This window comes from Variovorax sp. OK212 (assembly GCF_900112425.1).
Classification (GTDB): domain Bacteria; phylum Pseudomonadota; class Gammaproteobacteria; order Burkholderiales; family Burkholderiaceae_C; genus Variovorax.
On sequence record NZ_FOLP01000003.1, the window covers coordinates 88,955 to 104,403 of the forward strand.

Sequence of the window (15,449 nt, forward strand, 5' to 3'; positions counted from 1 at the left end):
GGGCGGGGGCAGTTCTGGCGGCCGTGGCCCCGCTCAGGCGGCCTTGAACGGGCTGCGCTCGCCCAGGTGGTCCATGTAGTTCTCGATGCCTTCGCCCTCGCGCTCCAGGAAGCGCTCGACCGCGTCGGCGAACGACGGATGCGCCAGCCAGTGCGCGCTGGTGGTCTTCACCGGCATGAGTGCGCGGGCCATCTTGTGCTCGCCCTGGGCGCCGCCCTCGAAGCGCGTCGCCCCGTGCGCGATGCACCAGGCCAGCGGCTGGTAGTAGCAGGCCTCGAAGTGCAGGCAGTCGACGCGCTCCAGCGCGCCCCAGTAGCGGCCGTAGGCGACCGGCGGCTCGCCGGGCTGCGTCGACAGCGCGATCAGGCTGGCGGCCATGGGCTTGCCGTTGCGCTCGGCGATGAACAGCAGCCAGGCCTCGGGCATCGTGTCGGCCATGCGCCGGAAGAAGTCGCGTGTGAGGTAGGGCGGGTTGCCGTGCTCGCGGTAGGTGCGCTCGTAGCAGCGGTAGAAGAAGTCCCAGTCGGCCTTCGAGATGTCGGCCCCGCGCGACCAGCGAAAGCTCACGCCCGCGTCGGCCACCTTGCGGCGCTCCTGGCGGATCTTCTTGCGCTTGTCGTGCGAGAGGCTGGCGAGGAAGGCGTCGAAATCCGCGTACTGCGCGTTGGTCCAGTGGAACTGCACCGTGTTGCGCAGCATGAGGCCGGCCTCGGTGCAGGCCGCGATGTCGGCGTCGGACCCGAACAGCAGGTGCAGCGACGACAGTGCCTCCTGCTTGCACAGCGCGATGAGCCCCTGCACCAGCAACGTGCGGCTCTGGGCGTCGCGCGCCAGCAGCCTTGCACCGGGCACGGGCGTGAAGGGCACCGCGACCACGGCCTTCGGGTAGTAGGCGAGGCCGTGCTGTTCGTAGGCGTTGGCCCAGGCCCAGTCGAACACGTACTCGCCGTACGAATGGTCCTTGATGTAGAACGGGCACGCCGCCTGCAAGGTGTCGCCTTGCCACAGCGTGACGAACTGGGGCATCCACCCGCTGTCGGGCGTGGCGCTGCGGCTGTCGTTCAGCGCCGCGAGGTATTCGTGGCGCATGAAAGGAGAGGGCTCGGCCTCGGCGGCGAGCAGCGCGTTCCATGCTTCCGGGCTCACGTCCGACGGCGACGACAGAACCCGAATGACATAATCGTTCAAGCCTTTTTCTTCCTTCTGTATGACGCTCAAGCTCGCCATCGCGCAACTCAATTTTGTGGTGGGCGACCTCGCCGGCAACGCAAAAAAGATCGTCGACGCCGCGCGCCGGGCCCATGCACAGGGCGCGCGCCTGCTGTTGACGCCCGAACTCTCGATTGCCGGCTACGCAGCGGAGGACCTGTTCCTCCGTCCCGCCTTCACCGAAGCCTGTGATGATGCCGTGAAAGGCATTGCCGCCGCTCTGGCCGACCTCAAAGACATGGTCGTGGTGGTGGGGCATCCGACCGGTGGCAGCCTGCGCAGCCGTTCGGTGGCCGTTCAGATGCGCCATAACGCGGCCAGCGTCATCAAGGAAGGCCGCATCCTAGAGACCTATGCCAAGCGCGAGCTGCCCAACTACCAGGTGTTCGACGAGCGCCGCTACTTCACGCCGGGGCAAGGCACCTGCGTGTTCGAGGCGGGCGGTGTGTCGGTCGGCCTCCTGATCTGCGAAGACGCGTGGTTCGACCAGCCGGCCGAACTGGCCCGCGAAAGCGGCGCCGAGGTGCTGGCGGTGATCAATGCCTCGCCGTACCACGTGGGCAAGGAAGGCGAGCGCGTCGCGCGCATGGCCGACCGCGCGCGATCCGTGGGGCTGCCGCTGGTGTACGCGCACCTGGTCGGCGGGCAGGACGAGGTGGTGTTCGACGGCGCTTCCTTCGCCTTGCAGGCCGATGGCGCGCTCGCCATGCAGGCCGAGAGCTTCCGGGAGAAGCTGCTGTTTGTGCAGCTGGAGCGCACGGCGCAGGGCGGCGTGGGCTTCACGGCCGAACGCACAGCCATTGCGCCGGTGCGCGACGCCGAGGCCCAGCTGTGGGACGCCCTGGTGCTGGGCGTGCGCGACTACATCGGCAAGAACGGCTTTCCGGGCGCCATCCTGGGGCTTTCGGGCGGGATCGACTCCGCATTGGTGCTTGCCATCGCGGTCGATGCACTGGGCAAGGACAAGGTGCGCGCGGTGATGATGCCTTCGCCCTATACCGCCGACATCAGCTGGATCGACGCGCGCGACATGGCCGAGCGCCTGGGCGTGCGCTACGACGAGATTTCCATCAAGCACACCTTCGAGTCGTTCAAGGGCGCGCTGGCCGAGGAGTTCAAGGGCCGGCCCGACGACACGGCCGAGGAGAACATCCAGGCCCGCATCCGCGGCACGCTGCTCATGGGGCTGTCGAACAAGTTCGGCTCGATCGTGCTCACCACCGGCAACAAGAGCGAGATGGCCACCGGCTACTGCACGCTGTACGGCGACATGGCGGGCGGCTTCGCGGTCATCAAGGACCTGTTGAAGACCACGGTGTTCGCGCTGGCGCGCTGGCGTAACGCCCACGACCCGTACGGAACCGGCACGCAGCCGATTCCCGAGCGGATCATCACGCGCCCCCCCAGCGCCGAGCTGCGGCCCGACCAGACCGACCAGGACAGCCTGCCGCCCTACGACATCCTCGATGGAATCCTGGCACGCTACATGCAGGACGACGAGGGCATCGACGAGATCATTGCCGCGGGCTACGACCGCGCGGTGGTCGAGCGTGTTGCACGGCTGATCAAGATCAACGAATACAAGCGGCGCCAGGCGCCGGTAGGCATCCGGGTGACCCATCGAAGCTTCGGCAAGGATTGGCGTTACCCTATCACCAGCAAATTCAACGAAACCGCCGGAGCACAAATCCCATGAAGCAGATCACCGCCATCGTCAAACCCTTCAAGCTCGAGGACGTGCGCGAGGCCTTGGCCGAAGTGGGCGTCACCGGCCTGACCGTCACCGAGGTCAAGGGCTTCGGCCGGCAGAAGGGGCACACCGAGCTCTACCGCGGCGCGGAGTACGTGGTCGACTTCCTGCCCAAGATGAAGGTCGAAGTGGTCGTGAACGAGGCCGATGTGGAGCGCTGCATCGAGGCCATCGTCAATTCGGCGCGCACCGGCAAGATCGGTGACGGCAAGATCTTCGTCACCAGCGTGGACCGCATCGTGCGCATCCGCACCGGTGAAGAGAACGAAAACGCCGTCTGAAACAAGAAAGCCCCCGGTGACGGGGGCTTTTTGCTGGCGATGGCGAGAGGGAGGCGGGTCAGAGGTTTTCCGACAGCCTGTCTTCGCGCGGATGCAGCGGCACTTCGGCACGCAGCGCCGTCAGCAACTCGGGCACCTCGGTGCCGGTGCGGATCAGGTTCATCTGCCATTCGCCCATGAACCCCTCGCGCACGCTGTGCGCGAGGAAGCCCAGCAGGCCGTCGTAATAGCCGGCGGTGTTCAGGATGCCGGTCGGCTTGTCGTGGTAGCCGAGCTGGCGCCAGGTCCAGATCTCGAACAGTTCCTCGAAGGTGCCGATGCCGCCCGGCAGGGCAACGAAGGCGTCGGCGCGCTCGCCCATCATGGCCTTGCGCTCGTGCATGGTGTCGACCACGTGCAGCTCGTCGCACAGGGGGTTGGCCAGTTCCTTGTCGACCAGCGCCTTGGGAATGACGCCGACCACGCGGCCGCCGGCCTGGCGGGTGGCCTCGGCCACCGTGCCCATCAGGCCGGTGCGCCCGCCACCGTAGACCAGTTGGCCGCGGTGCTGGCCGATCCATTGGCCGACCGCTTGGGCGGCCTGGGAAAACTCGGGGCGCTCGCCGGGGCGCGAGCCGCAATACACACAGATCGAAAATTCAGGATTCATGTTGCCATCATGCCGCAGCCGGCGGGCCGGCTCATGACACGAAGCGTTGCCACAGCGCGGCGGCCCAGATGCCGCCGCACAGCGTGAGCGACAGCAGCACGGCGGCGCTGCCCATGTCCTTGGCGCGCTTGGAGAGGTCGTGCCATTCGGGTCCGATGCGGTCGATGGCCGCTTCCACGGCGGTGTTGAGCAGCTCGACGATCATCACCAGGATGGCGCTGCCCGCGAGCAGTGCCACTTCGACCCAGCTGCGGCCCAGCCAGAATGCCACCGGGATCATGACGATCGACAGGATGGCTTCCTGGCGGAAGGCGGGCTCGCTCCAGCCGGCGCGCAGGCCTTGCAGGGAAATCAGCGTGGCGTGGAACACGCGCTCGAATCCCTTGCGCGCCTTCTGCGGGTTGACGGCGGGATCGGGCAGTTTGGGCAAGGCACTCATTGGCGACTCATCGGTTTGGAGGTGATGAGCCGCGTACCGGCCCAGGCGTCGTGCCAGAACTGGCGCTCGGGGTGAAAACGTGCAAGCAAGGCCCAGACGGCGACCCAGCCGAAGATCAGCACGGCCGATTCGCCGCCCGACAGCTTGAAGGGCGCAATGGTGGCCAGCGGCGGCAGGAACCAGATCCAGCTCAGCAGGTAGCGCGCAAGGGCGCGGCGCTGGCTGACGGGCCGGCCGTGCGTGTCGACGATGCGGATGTTCCAGGTCTTCATGGCGAGGGTCTGGCCCTTGGTCCAGAACCACACGAAGTACACGCCGAATACGACGAAAAGAAAAGCCTGCAGCAGGTGGCGCCGCGAATCCATGGCGTCGCGCATCTGGCCGAGCGTGCTGAAGAGCCACCCCGACACGAACACCACCGCGAACAGCAGCATGCCTTCGTAGAGCCAGCAGGCCATCCGGCGCCAGAGGCCGGGAGTGCCGGAAGCGCCTGGGGCTATCGAAACAGGAGCGGTGGTTGCAGGCGCGACGGGCGCAAGGGGCGAGCCGGGCTGGTCTGACCCCGACGCCTCGGGAGGGCTGGAAACCATCGAAGCCTTGTGTCGGAAATCAGGGAGCGGAGGAGGGGGCGTCGGCCGCCGCTGGTGCGGGCACCTGGGCTTCGGCAGGAACCGGCGGCGATGCCGCGCTGGACGGCGCGGGCGCGGCGGGTGCCGCCGGGGTGACGACGACCGCGGACGTCGCTGTTGCGCCAGACGCGCGTTCGGGTGGTGACGCCACCATGATCGTTGCGGGAGCGGTCGCCGGGGCAGGCGGGGCGAGCAGGATCCTCGGCGTGTGCTGGCCGCCGGGCGTGACCGCCGGCACCGGCACGAGCCGTTGCGACGACACCGGGCGCACCGGAATGGCCGCGCCGCGAGGCTTGATCGGCGCGCTCTCGGCGAGCTTGCGCCTTTCTTCTTCGCTCAGGGCCTGGTACTGCTCCCACTTGGCCTTGCGCTCGTCCGGCGGAATGCGCTTGACCTCGGCGAAGTTCAACCGGGCCTGGCTGCGCTGCTGGTTGCTGAGCGCGGCCCATTCGATCATCCGGCTGTGCAGCGTGCTCTGGTCGTCGGCCGACATGCTCGCGAAGTTGCGCGAGAGGGCCAGCCACTTTCTCTTCTGGCCGATGTTGAGCGTGTTCCAGTGCACGCTCAGCGGCTTCAGGGCCTGCTGCTGCTCGGCGGTGAGTTCGCTCCACAGCGGCTTGGTCGTCGAGACGGCCTTGGGGCTGCTCGCGGCCGCGGAGGTGGCAGAGGCCGAGCCCGCGTGCGGCTGGGCGTTGGCAAGCGTCAGGCCGAAGGCGGCGACTGCAAGCGCGCCTGCCCAAACGACGGCGCCCGCCGGGAGCGGGCGCGTCGGGCGTGGCGTGTTCGCGCTGGAGGAGGAACGGCGTCGCATTCGGTCGGTCGGGAATTTCTGTCTGTAGAGGTTCAGTCGGAGGCGCTGTCGGCCTTCAGGAATTGGGCAAAGCCGGGGTCGGTGTAGGCGGCGGGCGGCAGGTCGCCGGTGAGCAGCGCGGAGTCCACTTCGGCCAGCTCGCTGGCGCGGTCGTCGTCCTGCATCACGCTGATGGTGATCAGGCCGGCCACGAGTGCGATCAGGGGCACCACCGAACCGATGCGCGTCCACCAGCCGCCGCCCAGCGCGACCGTGTGGCCCGACTGCACCACCACGGGGGCGGTTCGCAATTGCGGCGCCAGCTTGCGCGCGGCCACGGCCTGCGCACGCGCCACGCGCAGCCGCTCGCCGATGTCGTGCGGCAACTCGCGATTGCCGGCCGAAAGGCGGGCAGTCAGGCGCTGGCCGAACTCGTCCTCGGCGGCGGTGGATGATGTGGTTGGAACCTTAGTGTTCATAGCGATATTCCCTTGGCCTTGAGCGCCTTGCTCAGAGCGTGAACGGCTCGCGAACAATGGGTTTTGACACTGCCTTCGGAGCAGCCCATTGCGGCGGCCGTCTCTGCGACGTCCATTTCCTCCCAGTAACGCATCAGGAAAGCCTCGCGTTGACGGCCCGGCAATGCCGCGATCTGTTCCTCGATTTCGTGGAAGACCTGGGCGCGGCGGGTCGTGTCTTCGGCGCTCTCCGATTCCCTAGAGTCGGTCGGCGAGACGAAGTTCTCAAGGAGGTCGAAATCTCCGTCGTCGTCGACGGAATCGAAGTCGCTGAGGTTGGAGAAAAGGGCGCGGCGGGTCTTCTGGCGGCGGAACCAGTCGAGCGTGCAGTTCGAGAGGATGCGCTGGAACAGCATCGGCAGCTCGGCGGCGGGCTTGTCGCCGTAGTGCTGCGCGAGCTTCATCATGCTGTCCTGCACGATATCGAGCGCCGCTTCTTCATCCCGCACGTGATAGACCGAGCGCTTGAAAGCGCGTCGTTCGACGCTTTTCAGGAAATCGGAGAGTTCTTGTTCAGTGGCCAAGCGAGAGGGGGCGCGCAGGGCGCGCCGCATGGGAAGCGTGGGAAAAGGGGCTAGCGATCGCTTATGTGTCTTATGGCCGCGAATTATGCCTTTATAGGTTTACAAGTCAGATGAAGCGAATCTGAACGCGCGGAAGTGCCATAATCGCCGTTGCAAGTCAAAAGGCAAACGGGTCACGGTCCGGCGGAACATCAGTCCGCTCATGGCTTTGGCCTCAAGTCCTGGCGCGACCTCACAAGGGTTGGCAAGGGGCACCCAAGGTATTTCGTTCCCGAAATAAACAAAGGTTGATCATGGAAATCTCCAAGGCGGAAATCGCTTCCGCAGCAGCCGCGTCTTCAGGCGCCGGCAACTCCACGCAAGAACTCATGGGTGCCGAAGTGCTGGTCAAGGCACTGCAGGCCGAAGGCGTCCAGTACATCTGGGGCTACCCAGGCGGCGCGGTTCTGTACATCTACGACGCGTTCTACAAGCAGGACACCATCCAGCACGTGCTGGTGCGCCACGAACAGGCGGCAGTCCATGCGGCGGACGGCTATGCGCGCGCGACCGGCGAAGTCGGCGTGGCGCTGGTCACTTCCGGTCCCGGCCTGACCAATGCGGTCACCGGCATCGCAACGGCGTACATGGACTCGATCCCGATGGTGATCATCTCGGGCCAGGTGCCGACGGCGGCCATCGGCCTCGACGCCTTCCAGGAATGCGACACGGTCGGCATCACCCGCCCCATCGTCAAGCACAACTTCCTCGTCAAGGATCCCAAGGATCTGGCCATGACGATGAAGAAGGCCTTCCACATCGCACGCAGCGGCCGTCCGGGCCCGGTGGTGGTGGACGTGCCCAAGGACGTTTCGTTCAAGAAAACCCCTTACGCCGGCTATCCCGACAAGGTCGAGATGCGCTCGTACAACCCCGTGCGCAAGGGCCACGGCGGCCAGATCCGCAAGGCGCTGCAGCTGCTGCTGGCCGCCAAGCGCCCGTACATCTACACCGGCGGCGGCGTGCTGCTGGGCAATGCCACCAACGAACTGCGCACGCTGGTCGACATGCTCGGCTATCCGGTCACCAACACGCTGATGGGCCTGGGCGCCTACCCGGCGAGCGACCGCAAGTTCCTGGGCATGCTGGGCATGCACGGCACCATCGAAGCCAACAACGCGATGCAGAACTGCGACGTGCTGCTGGCCGTGGGCGCGCGCTTCGACGACCGCGTCATCGGCAACCCCAAGCACTTCGCGCAGAACGAACGCAAGATCATCCACGTCGACATCGACCCGTCGAGCATCTCCAAGCGCGTGAAGGTCGACATTCCGATCGTCGGCGACGTGAAGGACGTGCTCACCGAGCTGATCTCGATGATTCGCGAGAGCACCGCCAAGCCCGACGCCGGCGCGCTGGCCGACTGGTGGAAGACCATCGAGGCCTGGCGCTCGCGCGATTGCCTGAAGTACGACCGCGGCAACACGGACGTCATCAAGCCGCAGTACGTGGTCGAGACGCTCTGGAACATGACCAAGGACGCCGACGCGTACATCACGTCGGACGTGGGCCAGCACCAGATGTGGGCCGCCCAGTACTACCGCTTCGACGAGCCGCGCCGCTGGATCAACTCCGGCGGCCTGGGCACCATGGGCGTGGGCATTCCCTACGCCATGGGCATCAAGCTCGCGAAGCCCGACTCGGAAGTGTTCACCATCACCGGTGAAGGCTCGGTGCAGATGTGCATCCAGGAACTCTCCACCTGCCTGCAATACAACACGCCGATCAAGATCTGCTCGCTCAACAACCGCTACCTGGGCATGGTGCGCCAGTGGCAGGAGATCGAATACTCCGGCCGCTACAGCCACAGCTACATGGATGCACTGCCGAACTTCGTGAAGCTCGCCGAGGCCTACGGCCACGTCGGCATGCTGATCGAACGTCCACAAGACGTGGAGCCCGCGCTGCGCGAAGCACGCAAGCTCAAGGACCGCACGGTGTTCATGGACTTCCGCACCGACCCCACCGAGAACGTGTTCCCGATGGTGAAGGCAGGCATGGGCATCACCGAGATGCTGATGGGTTCCGAAGATCTCTGAACGATCCTCGGGCATTTCTTTCTCGCAACTTTCACTGACGAATCTATTGCCCGCCGAGCCCGCGCATTACCGTGCGTGGGGGAGGGCGGCGAAAAGAGGAGTCACGCAAACATGAAACACATCATTGCAGTGCTGCTGGAAAACGAGCCGGGTGCTCTTTCCCGCGTGGTGGGCCTGTTCTCGGCCCGTGGCTACAACATCGAGTCGCTGACGGTGGCGCCCACGGAGGACGCCAGCCTCTCGCGCATGACCATCGTCACGAACGGTTCGGACGACGTGATCGAGCAGATCACCAAGCACCTGAACCGCCTCATCGAAGTGGTGAAGGTCGTCGACCTGACCGAAGGTGCCTACACCGAGCGCGAGCTCATGATGGTGAAGGTGCGCGCGGTCGGCAAGGAGCGCGAGGAAATGATGCGCATGGCGGAAATCTTCCGCGGCCGCATCATCGACGTGACCGACAAGAGCTACACCATCGAACTCACCGGCGACCACGGCAAGAACGACGCTTTCTTGGAAGCGATCGAACGTAGCGCTATCCTCGAGACTGTCCGCACTGGTGCCAGCGGCATCGGGCGCGGCGAGCGCATTCTGCGCGTGTAGGGGGTGCAGATCCCCTCAGTTTCAATATCTATCAACACATGAGGAGAAGGTGAATGCAAGACTTGCTGGGTTTCGACAAGATGGTGACCCCCATCATCATTCGGATTCTGTATTTCCTTGGACTGCTGGGTGTGCTCGTGATGACCGTCGTGTCATTGTTCCAGGGGAACATCCTGCCGGCCATCGGCATCCTGGTCTTCGGCGCGATCATGGTTCGCGTCTATAGCGAATTGCTGATCCTGCTGTTCCGCATTCACGACAACCTCGTGTCCATCAACCAGCAAATGAAGGACCGGAATTCTTCCGGCCAACTGTGAGTGAACGCACCCCCGCACATGGGGGTGCATCGAGACTAAATAGGAAAGACGCATCATGAAGGTTTACTACGACAAGGACGCCGACCTCAGCCTCATCAAGGGCAAGACGGTCGCAATCATCGGTTACGGGTCGCAAGGTCACGCGCATGCGCAGAACCTGAACGACAGCGGCGTCAAGGTCGTGGTCGGCCTGCGCAAGGGCGGTGCTTCGTGGGACAAGGTCGGCAAGGCCGGCCTGCAGGTCGCCGAAGTGGCCGATGCCGTGAAGTCGGCCGACGTGGTCATGATCCTGCTGCCCGACGAGCAGATCGCCAACGTCTACAAGAACGACGTCGCCCCGCACATCAAGGAAGGCGCTTCGCTCGTCTTCGCGCACGGCTTCAACGTGCACTACGGCTTCGTGCAGCCACGCGCCGACCTCGACGTGTGGATGGTCGCTCCCAAGGCCCCGGGCCACACCGTGCGCAGCACGTACACCCAAGGTGGCGGCGTGCCCCACCTCGTGGCCGTGCACCAGGACAAGACCGGCAAGGCGCGTGACCTCGCGCTGAGCTACGCCACCGCCAACGGCGGCGGCAAGGCCGGCATCATCGAGACCAACTTCCGCGAAGAAACCGAGACCGACCTGTTCGGCGAACAAGCGGTTCTGTGCGGCGGCACGGTCGAGCTGATCAAGGCTGGTTTCGAAACGCTGGTGGAAGCCGGCTACGCGCCCGAAATGGCGTACTTCGAATGCCTGCACGAGCTCAAGCTCATCGTCGACCTGATCTATGAAGGCGGCATCGCCAACATGAACTACTCGATCTCGAACAACGCCGAGTACGGCGAGTACGTCACGGGCCCGCGCATCGTGACCGACGAGACCAAGAAGGTCATGAAGCAAGTGCTCAAGGACATCCAGACCGGCGAATACGCCAAGAGCTTCGTGCTCGAAGCCGCCGCTGGCCAGCCGGCCCTCATCAGCCGCCGCCGCCTGAATTCGGAGCACCAGATCGAAGTCGTCGGCGAAAAGCTGCGCGCGATGATGCCCTGGATCAAGAAAAACAAGCTGGTCGACCAGACCCGCAACTGATCTTCCCGGCGAGAGGGTGCTTCGGCACCCGTTTCCCAAGGGCCACCCGTCGCGGTGGCCCTTTTGTTTGCAGGGGCCGAAGAGGTCCCCTGAACTACACTGCAGGCCATGCGATTTACAGACCAAGATGCTATCGATTGGATAGCTGACCGCGCAGTGCCCATGAGGGACGGAGGCAAATTCAATGCATGACGATACGGTTCCCGACGAGGTGCCGCCGCGCAAGCGCCGCAAGGGCATCTACATCCTGCCGAACCTGTTCACGCTCGCAGCGTTGTTCGGCGGTTTCTATTCGGTCGTGATGGCCATGAACGCGCGCTTCGACCTCGCGGCGCTCGGCGTGTTCGCCGCGATGATTCTCGACAGCCTCGACGGGCGCGTGGCCCGCATGACCAACACGCAGAGCGCGTTCGGCGAGCAGATGGATTCGCTGTCCGACATGGTGTCGTTCGGCGCCGCGCCGGCGCTCATCGCCTACGAGTGGTCGCTCAAGGGGCTGGGCCGCTGGGGCTGGATCGCGGCCTTCGTGTACTGCGCCTGCGCGGCACTGCGTCTCGCGCGTTTCAACGTCAACACCGGCGTGGTCGACAAGCGCTGGTTCCAGGGCCTGCCGTCGCCGGCGGCCGCGGCCCTCGTGGCGGGCTTCATCTGGCTCGTGGACGAATGGGGCAAGCGTGGCGGCGAGGTGCTGTACCTGTCGTGGACGCAGATCACCTGGGTCACCTTCGCGTTCACGCTGTATGCGGGCCTCACGATGGTCACCAACGCGCCGTTCTACAGCTTCAAGGACATCCAGATGAAGAAGAGCGTGCCCTTCGCCGCGATCGTTCTGATCGCGCTGGGCATCGCGGTCATCAACATCCATCCGCCGACCGTGCTGTTCGGCCTGTTCGTCATCTACGGCCTGAGCGGCTATGTGGTCTATGCGTGGCGCAAGGCCAAGGGCCAGCCGGTGAGCGTGATCAGCACCTCGACCGAAGAGCCCGACGAGCGGGGGCTGCACAACTGAGATTCGCGGGCCTTCACAGGCCCGCGGAGGCTGTGCTACATTCGCAACCCTCATGACCAAGATTTCGCTGCTGGCCCTACTAGCCCTCCCTCACGGGCGGAGACGGTAGCGCACGCGCTAATCCCTCACCACGGCCCGTTCGCACCAGCAACGGGCCGTTTGTTTTTGGGGTTGCTGGTTGAATTCCAACCACTCAGAGAAATCGACATGCTCAAGCAACCTCAAAGCAAATACCGCGCATTCGCCCCGATCGGCCTCACGGACCGTACCTGGCCCGATGCCGTGCTGACCAAGGCGCCCATCTGGCTGTCGACGGACCTGCGTGACGGCAACCAGGCGCTGGTCGAGCCCATGGACATCGCGCGCAAGATGCGCATGTTCGAAACCCTCGTGGCCATCGGCTTCAAGGAAATCGAAGTCGGCTTTCCCTCGGCGTCGCAGGTCGAATTCGACTTCGTGCGCAAGCTCATCGAGGAAGACCGCATTCCCGACGACGTGACGATCCAGGTGTTGACGCAGGCACGCGACCACCTCATCGCCCGCACCTTCGAAGCCTTGCAAGGCGTGCCGCGCGCCATCGTGCACCTCTACAACGCCGTGGCGCCCGTCATGCGCCGCGTGGTGCTCGGCATGGACGAAGACCAGATCGTCGAACTCGCCAGCACCCATGCGCGCATGTTCAACGAGTTCGCCGCCAAGCAGCCGAACACGCAGTGGACCTTCCAGTACTCGCCCGAAATGTTCTCGGGCACCGACGTCGTGTTCTCCAAGCGCGTGGTCGACTCGGTCACCGAAGTGTGGGCGCCGACGCCGCAGCGCAAGTGCATCGTCAACCTGCCGACCACGGTCGAGCATTCCACGCCGAACATCTTCGCGGACATGATCGAGTGGATGCATCGCAACCTCGCGCGCCGCGACTCGATCGTGCTGTGCGTGCACCCGCACAACGACCGCGGCACCGGCACCGCGGCAGGCGAGCTGGCCTTGATGGCCGGCGCCGAGCGCATCGAAGGCTGCCTCTTCGGCAACGGCGAACGCACCGGCAACCTCGACCTCGTGAACGTCGCGCTCAACCTCTACACGCAAGGCGTGTCGCCCGAACTCGACTTCTCCAACATCGACGAGATCCGCGCCACGGTGGAGCACTGCAATCAGATTCCCGTGCACCCGCGCCACCCGTACGTGGGCGACCTGGTCTACACCTCGTTCTCGGGCTCGCACCAGGACGCGATCAAGAAGGCTTTCGCCGCACGCAAGGAAGGCGACATCTGGGACATGCCGTACCTCCCGATCGACCCGAAGGACGTGGGCCGCAGCTACGAAGCCGTGATCCGCGTGAACAGCCAGTCGGGCAAGGGCGGCATGGCCTACCTGCTCGAAAGCGAATACGGCATCGAGATGCCGCGCCGCCTGCAGATGGAGTTCATGCAGACCGTGCAGCGCGTGATGGACGTCGCCGGCAAGGAACTCACCGCCGCCGACCTCTGGCAGCTGTTCGTGCGCGAGTACGGCATCGAGACCGCGCAGTCGCTGCAGCACCGCGTGATCGAGGAAGAAGGCGAGGGCGCCGAAGCCTCCGTCATGCTGCGCGGCGACCTGCCATGGGACGGTGAAGTGCGCGCCATCGAAGGCCGCGGCAACGGCCCTATCGATGCCTTCACGCAGGCGCTGAGCAAGGCCACCGGCCACACGGTGCGCGTGATGGACTACCACCAGCACGCCATCGGCGCCGGCGCCGATGCGAAGTCGGTGGCCTACCTCGAACTGCGCGTCGACGAAAGCCAGACGCTGTTCGGCGTGGGCATCGATGCGAACGTGATCACGGCGTCGCTGAAGGCCATCGTTTCGGGCGTGCAGCGCGCAAGAGGCCGCGGCGCGCACAGCGCACAATCGGCGGTTGAAGCCGCCTGACGCTGCAGCGCTCGCTTGAGCCGGGTACGCAAGGTGGGAACGAACAAAGGAGATCCACGATGACCGACCAACTCATTATTTTCGACACCACCTTGCGCGACGGCGAACAGTCGCCCGGCGCCTCGATGACGCGCGACGAAAAGATGCGCATCGCCAAGCTGCTGGAGCGGCTGAAGGTCGACGTCATCGAAGCCGGCTTTCCCGCCAGCTCGAACGGCGACTTCGAGGCCGTGAAGGCCATTGCCAATGCAATCAAGGACTCGACGGTGTGCGGCCTTTCGCGCGCCAACGACCGCGACATCGCGCGTGCCGCCGAAGCCCTGAAGGGCGCGGCCCGCGGACGCATCCACACCTTCATTGCGACCTCGCCGCTTCACATGGAAAAGAAGCTGCGCATGTCGCCCGACGAAGTGCACGAGCAGGCAAAGCTCGCCGTGCGCTTTGCGCGCAACCAGCTGGGCGACGTCGAATTCAGCCCCGAAGACGGCTACCGCAGCGACCCGGACTTCCTGTGCCGCGTGCTCGAGAGCGTCATCAACGAGGGCGCCACCACCATCAACGTGCCCGACACCGTGGGCTACGCCGTTCCCGAGCTCTACGGCAACTTCATCAAGATGCTGCGCGAGCGCATTCCCAACAGCGACAAGGCGATCTGGTCGGTGCACTGCCACAACGACCTCGGCATGGCCGTGGCCAATTCGCTGGCCGGGGTGAAGATCGGCGGCGCGCGCCAGGTGGAGTGCACCATCAACGGCCTGGGCGAGCGCGCCGGCAACTGCTCGCTCGAGGAAGTGGTCATGGCGGTGAAGACCCGCAGGGACTACTTCGGGCTCGACCTCAACATCGACACACAGCACATCCTGGCCGCGAGCCGCATGGTGAGCCAGACCACCGGCTTCGTCGTGCAGCCGAACAAGGCGGTGGTGGGCGCCAATGCCTTCGCGCATGCCTCCGGCATCCACCAGGACGGCGTGCTCAAGGCGCGCGACACCTACGAGATCATGCGTGCCGAGGACGTGGGCTGGGCCGCCAACAAGATCGTGCTGGGCAAGCTCAGCGGCCGAAATGCCTTCAAGCAGCGCCTGCTCGAGCTTGGCGTGACAATGGACAGCGAGGGCGAGATCAATGCCGCCTTCCTCCGCTTCAAGGAGCTGGCGGACCGAAAGTCCGAAATATTCGACGAAGACATCCTCGCGCTCGTCAGCGCGGAAGAGGTGTCGAACGTTGGTGAGCAGTTTGCTTTCGTCTCTCTCTCCCAACACAGCGAAACCGGCGAACGCCCCCAGGCGAAAGTCGTCTTCACGGTCCAAGGCAAGGAAGTCACGGGCGAATCCGACGGGAACGGCCCGGTCGATGCTTCCTTGAAGGCGATCGAGTCCCACGTCAAGAGTGGCGCTGAGATGGTTCTTTACTCTGTAAATGCCATCAGCGGCTCGACGGAAAGCCAGGGAGAAGTTACAGTCCGGTTACAAAACGCAGGGCGGGTGGTGAACGGTGTGGGTGCAGACCCAGACATCGTGGTTGCTTCGGCAAAGGCTTATTTGAGTGCCCTCAATAAGTTACAGAGCCAAGCTGAGAGAGTTGCGGCACAGGGTTAGGTTATCGGGCGTTCCTTGGTATTCGATTGAGGAAGGGGATGCAAGTAACTGATATTGCGTGCCTTTTTTGAT

Annotated in this window: 16 protein-coding genes; 9 read left to right on the plus strand and 7 right to left on the minus strand. The window is 64.8% G+C overall.

The features are described from left to right. Positions 1–33: 33 nt before the first annotated feature. Positions 34–1,188, minus strand: coding sequence for a GNAT family N-acetyltransferase (locus BM004_RS10845; protein WP_093122676.1), 1,155 nt, complete (start codon positions 1,186–1,188; stop codon positions 34–36). Between the two features lie 19 nt (positions 1,189–1,207). Here BM004_RS10845 and BM004_RS10850 point away from each other — a divergent pair, with 19 nt between their 5' ends. Next, entirely contained in the window at positions 1,208–2,905 is a 1,698-nt protein-coding gene (locus BM004_RS10850) for an NAD+ synthase (protein ID WP_093213192.1), read from the plus strand. Next, positions 2,902–3,240, plus strand: coding sequence for a P-II family nitrogen regulator (locus tag BM004_RS10855; protein WP_093122670.1), 339 nt, complete (start codon positions 2,902–2,904; stop codon positions 3,238–3,240). The genes BM004_RS10850 and BM004_RS10855 overlap by 4 nt, the downstream gene beginning before the upstream one ends. Positions 3,241–3,298: 58 nt before the next feature. Here BM004_RS10855 and BM004_RS10860 read toward each other — a convergent pair whose 3' ends face one another. Genes BM004_RS10860 through BM004_RS10885 form a run of 6 tightly spaced genes read right to left on the minus strand, consistent with a single transcriptional unit; the run spans position 3,299 to position 6,789 of the window. Continuing rightward, a complete protein-coding gene (locus tag BM004_RS10860) occupies positions 3,299–3,889 on the minus strand; it encodes an LOG family protein (RefSeq protein ID WP_093122667.1) in 591 nt (196 codons plus the stop codon). A gap of 31 nt (positions 3,890–3,920) precedes the next feature. Further along, positions 3,921–4,328, minus strand: coding sequence for a diacylglycerol kinase (locus BM004_RS10865; RefSeq protein ID WP_093122665.1), 408 nt, complete (start codon positions 4,326–4,328; stop codon positions 3,921–3,923). Continuing rightward, the gene (locus tag BM004_RS10870) at positions 4,325–4,918 is read right to left on the minus strand and encodes an RDD family protein (protein ID WP_093213194.1); all 594 of its coding nucleotides are present in this window, start codon (positions 4,916–4,918) and stop codon (positions 4,325–4,327) included. The genes BM004_RS10865 and BM004_RS10870 overlap by 4 nt, the downstream gene beginning before the upstream one ends. 19 nt (positions 4,919–4,937) lie before the next feature. Beyond that, positions 4,938–5,768 (minus strand): DUF3106 domain-containing protein, encoded by an 831-nt coding sequence (locus BM004_RS10875; protein ID WP_093122659.1) that lies wholly within the window; start codon positions 5,766–5,768, stop codon positions 4,938–4,940. Positions 5,769–5,800: 32 nt separating this feature from the next. Then, on the minus strand, positions 5,801–6,226 hold the full coding sequence (locus BM004_RS10880; protein WP_093122656.1) for a DUF3619 family protein: 426 nt from the start codon (positions 6,224–6,226) through the stop codon (positions 5,801–5,803). Further along, entirely contained in the window at positions 6,223–6,789 is a 567-nt protein-coding gene (locus BM004_RS10885) for an RNA polymerase sigma factor (RefSeq protein WP_093054421.1), read from the minus strand. Before BM004_RS10885 ends, BM004_RS10880 begins: the two co-directional genes overlap by 4 nt. A gap of 293 nt (positions 6,790–7,082) precedes the next feature. On the opposite strand from BM004_RS10885, the gene BM004_RS10890 reads away from it, so the two are divergent. The 7 genes from BM004_RS10890 (at position 7,083) to BM004_RS10920 (ending at position 15,377) form a co-directional block, all read left to right on the plus strand. Beyond that, positions 7,083–8,867, plus strand: coding sequence for an acetolactate synthase 3 catalytic subunit (locus BM004_RS10890; RefSeq protein WP_093123350.1), 1,785 nt, complete (start codon positions 7,083–7,085; stop codon positions 8,865–8,867). Between the two features lie 111 nt (positions 8,868–8,978). Next, a complete protein-coding gene (gene ilvN, locus BM004_RS10895; protein WP_093122653.1) occupies positions 8,979–9,470 on the plus strand; it encodes an acetolactate synthase small subunit in 492 nt (163 codons plus the stop codon). Positions 9,471–9,523: 53 nt separating this feature from the next. After that, the gene (locus BM004_RS10900) at positions 9,524–9,787 is read left to right on the plus strand and encodes a DUF4282 domain-containing protein (protein WP_093122651.1); all 264 of its coding nucleotides are present in this window, start codon (positions 9,524–9,526) and stop codon (positions 9,785–9,787) included. A 55-nt stretch (positions 9,788–9,842) separates the two neighbouring features. Continuing rightward, positions 9,843–10,859 (plus strand): ketol-acid reductoisomerase, encoded by a 1,017-nt coding sequence (ilvC, locus tag BM004_RS10905; RefSeq protein WP_093122648.1) that lies wholly within the window; start codon positions 9,843–9,845, stop codon positions 10,857–10,859. Positions 10,860–11,043: 184 nt separating this feature from the next. Next, positions 11,044–11,868: a CDP-diacylglycerol--serine O-phosphatidyltransferase gene (gene pssA, locus BM004_RS10910; protein WP_093122643.1), complete on the plus strand. Its 825-nt coding sequence runs from the start codon at positions 11,044–11,046 to the stop codon at positions 11,866–11,868. Positions 11,869–12,075: 207 nt separating this feature from the next. Further along, positions 12,076–13,779 carry a 2-isopropylmalate synthase gene (leuA, locus tag BM004_RS10915; RefSeq protein ID WP_093213196.1) on the plus strand — a complete coding sequence of 568 codons (1,704 nt, stop codon included), beginning with the start codon at positions 12,076–12,078 and terminating at the stop codon, positions 13,777–13,779. 59 nt (positions 13,780–13,838) lie between these two features. Continuing rightward, the gene (locus BM004_RS10920) at positions 13,839–15,377 is read left to right on the plus strand and encodes a 2-isopropylmalate synthase (protein ID WP_093122637.1); all 1,539 of its coding nucleotides are present in this window, start codon (positions 13,839–13,841) and stop codon (positions 15,375–15,377) included. The last annotated feature ends 72 nt before the right edge of the window (positions 15,378–15,449 follow it).

What these genes read in the sequence shown, in the direction of transcription:
- BM004_RS10865 (WP_093122665.1), bottom strand. Translation starts at nt 4,328, where the DNA reads ATGAGTGCCTTGCCCAAACTGCCCGATCCCGCCGTCAACCCGCAGAAG.
- leuA (WP_093213196.1), top strand. Translation starts at nt 12,076, where the DNA reads ATGCTCAAGCAACCTCAAAGCAAATACCGCGCATTCGCCCCGATCGGC.
- BM004_RS10890 (WP_093123350.1), top strand. Translation starts at nt 7,083, where the DNA reads ATGGAAATCTCCAAGGCGGAAATCGCTTCCGCAGCAGCCGCGTCTTCA.
- BM004_RS10900 (WP_093122651.1), top strand. Translation starts at nt 9,524, where the DNA reads ATGCAAGACTTGCTGGGTTTCGACAAGATGGTGACCCCCATCATCATT.
- BM004_RS10875 (WP_093122659.1), bottom strand. Translation starts at nt 5,768, where the DNA reads ATGCGACGCCGTTCCTCCTCCAGCGCGAACACGCCACGCCCGACGCGC.
- BM004_RS10855 (WP_093122670.1), top strand. Translation starts at nt 2,902, where the DNA reads ATGAAGCAGATCACCGCCATCGTCAAACCCTTCAAGCTCGAGGACGTG.
- BM004_RS10880 (WP_093122656.1), bottom strand. Translation starts at nt 6,226, where the DNA reads ATGAACACTAAGGTTCCAACCACATCATCCACCGCCGCCGAGGACGAG.
- BM004_RS10870 (WP_093213194.1), bottom strand. Translation starts at nt 4,918, where the DNA reads ATGGTTTCCAGCCCTCCCGAGGCGTCGGGGTCAGACCAGCCCGGCTCG.
- ilvC (WP_093122648.1), top strand. Translation starts at nt 9,843, where the DNA reads ATGAAGGTTTACTACGACAAGGACGCCGACCTCAGCCTCATCAAGGGC.
- BM004_RS10850 (WP_093213192.1), top strand. Translation starts at nt 1,208, where the DNA reads ATGACGCTCAAGCTCGCCATCGCGCAACTCAATTTTGTGGTGGGCGAC.
- ilvN (WP_093122653.1), top strand. Translation starts at nt 8,979, where the DNA reads ATGAAACACATCATTGCAGTGCTGCTGGAAAACGAGCCGGGTGCTCTT.
- pssA (WP_093122643.1), top strand. Translation starts at nt 11,044, where the DNA reads ATGCATGACGATACGGTTCCCGACGAGGTGCCGCCGCGCAAGCGCCGC.
- BM004_RS10860 (WP_093122667.1), bottom strand. Translation starts at nt 3,889, where the DNA reads ATGAATCCTGAATTTTCGATCTGTGTGTATTGCGGCTCGCGCCCCGGC.
- BM004_RS10920 (WP_093122637.1), top strand. Translation starts at nt 13,839, where the DNA reads ATGACCGACCAACTCATTATTTTCGACACCACCTTGCGCGACGGCGAA.